The sequence below is a fragment of the Ruegeria sp. HKCCD8929 genome, assembly GCF_013031405.1.
In the GTDB taxonomy this organism is placed as follows: Bacteria; Pseudomonadota; Alphaproteobacteria; order Rhodobacterales; family Rhodobacteraceae; genus Ruegeria.
Window position 1 is genome coordinate 1 of sequence record NZ_WPZY01000113.1, and the last position, 2441, is coordinate 2441.

Consider the following 2441-nt stretch of genomic DNA (forward strand, 5'->3'; position numbering starts at 1 on the left):
ATCATGCGGCTGACCGGCGCCACCCGCGCCAGCGCGTCGATATGATCGTCATCATTGCTGTAGATGCCGCAGGAATGGCCCTTGCCGCCCACGTCATAGATCTGCCGGACGGTGTCCAGCGCATCGTCGAATGTGTCGAAATGGTAGAGCGCCATCAGCGTGGTCAGCTTCTCCTTCGAGAACTTGTGCTCCCTGCCGATCTGGCCCTGGTTTTCGACCATCAGGAACTTTCGGTCCTCGGGGATCGAAAACCCCGCCACCTCGGCGGTCTGTTGTGGGCGGCAGGCGATGGTCGGAAAGGTGCGGTTGCCGTTTTCGTCCCACATGGCCTGTTCCAACAGGGCCTTTTCCTCGGCATTGCAAAGATATCCGCCCTCGGCCTTGAGCGCCCGGACCATCCGGTCGTAGATCGAGCGCTGAATGATGATGTTGCCATCCGCCGAACAGCCTGACCCGAAATCCGAGGTTTTGGATATGCGGGTATTGGCAGCGGCGATCTCGATATCGGCAGTCTCGTCGATCACGATCGACGAGTTGCCGGCGCCCACGCCATAGGCCGGCCGGCCCGAGCTGTAGGCAGCCTTGACCATGGGTTTGCCGCCGGTCGCCAGCGTCAGATCGCAGATCTCCATGATGTGCTGAGTGAGCGGAATCGACGGCTTGCGGATGGATTGGAACAGGTCCTCGGGCGCGCCTGCAGCGCGGCAGGCGGTACGCATGACCTCGACCATTTCGTAAGTCGTGTGTGCGGTGCGGGGATGCGGGCTGAAGATGATCGCGTTCCGGGCATTTGCAGCGGACACACCGGTTACGGGCGGTGTCATGGCCGGATTGGTCATGGGGATCAGGGATGCAATAACACCGGCGGGCTTGGCGTATTTGACCAGCCCCCTGCTCTCATCAACCTCGACAATCCCGGTTGACGGGGTGCGCAGGACATCGCGCAGCACCATGTGTATCTTGAAACGTTTCGCGGGGCGTCCCTCGCGATCACCGATACCGCTTTCGTCAACGCCCTGCTGAGCCAGGCGCGTAAAGGTCTTTTCGTTCCCCGCATACCACGCGATGGCCTGAGACAGGCGATCCAGCCGGTCCTGATCCCAGTCCTCGATTTCGGACATGGCAACGCGGGCGCGTGCCAGCATGTCGGCCGCCAGTTGGCGGTCCTCTTCAGTGAGCTCTTTGCCCATGGTGATCCTCTTGGTGTTTTAGAATTGCTGCATCAGGCGAGCGCCGCTGCGAGCGCGCCGCGCCGAAAGTTCGCTTGGCGTGGCTTAGACAGCGACGCGCGTGTTCTTCATATCCCAGTTCTGCGATACGGCTTTGGTTGGGAAGCTCGAGGGAATAGTCGACGGGTGGCATCCGTTCGATGATCCCGGTGAAATCGATCCAGCCTTCACCGGGATAGAGCCGCGCGTCTCGCGCCAGTTGGATCATGCCTTCTCGGGTATCGGCGATGCCGGGCAGGCAGTCCGAGATATGCAGGAAATGAAACAGCTCCGAGGGGACGTGCAAAAGCTCACCCAGGTCCACGCGGCTGAGGTGCAGGTACAACGTGTCGACCAGAATGCCGCCATTGGGCTGATCGGCCGCGCGGACGATATCCAGCGCCTCGTCCAGCGTGCGCAAACGGGAAAAGGACGGAAATTCCAGATCGACACTCAGCCCGTAAGGCGCGGCCAGTTCGCAGGTCTCGGAATAGACGTCAATCAGGAAGTCACGATCATGGCGGGTGTTGGTCCACGCGCTCATGATTATGCGTTTGGCGCCCAATTCTCCGCCGATTTCCAAAGAGGCCTCGAAACTGCGCGGATCGACATCTTCGGTGATGCGCGCAAGTTCAACATCAAGAACTTTCAAACCCGTTGTGGACAAAGCGGTTTTGGTGGCCTGTACCTGCGCCTTGTCGATCGGGGATTGCTCGAATTCACCAGGCACATGCATTGGGATGAACCGCGGGCTGACCGCGTCATACCCGGCGCGGGCGGCGATGTAGACCAGTTCGGGCGGCGTGCAGCCAATCAGCGTGAGATGCGCCAACGAGTAAAGAGGGTCATCAGTGTTGCGGCTTGTCGATGGCATGTCTCACACCCACTCTCTCTAGTCAGATATTAAGGATGTCATCTCACGTATTACAGAATATCCGGTGTTATGTAAATCGTCATTCTAATTTCTACGATCGGTACGAAGCTTCACCCATTTGCCGCCGAAGCGGTGCGAGCGGACCGAGGCATCGATGAAGCGCACCCCGTCCGCGCCCTGCCCCACATCCGGGTATTCGAGCCAGCCTTGGGGCGGCACCACCCCGTCCCGCCGGGCTGCCACGGCCATGGCAAGCTCGGTATACAGGTTGGCCCAGGCCTCGATGATGCCCTCGGGAAAGCCCCGCGCGGTGCGGACCAGCCGCTCGACCTGCGGGCTGACGCCATGGCCATGCCCCC

General features: G+C 60.6%; 2 protein-coding genes and 1 pseudogene. All 3 read right to left on the reverse strand.

What is annotated here, in order from left to right; genetic code table 11:
* Positions 1–1190 (reverse strand): aldehyde dehydrogenase family protein (locus GOX53_RS29170; RefSeq protein ID WP_171182380.1); only part of this gene is annotated, 1190 nt, incomplete at its 3' end.
* The gene (locus tag GOX53_RS29175; RefSeq protein ID WP_171182381.1) at positions 1171–2082 is read right to left on the reverse strand and encodes a sugar phosphate isomerase/epimerase; all 912 of its coding nucleotides are present in this window, start codon (positions 2080–2082) and stop codon (positions 1171–1173) included. The genes GOX53_RS29175 and GOX53_RS29170, both read right to left, overlap by 20 nt.
* 84 nt (positions 2083–2166) lie before the next feature.
* Positions 2167–2441, reverse strand: a pseudogene (locus GOX53_RS29180) (oxidoreductase); the annotation flags it as partial.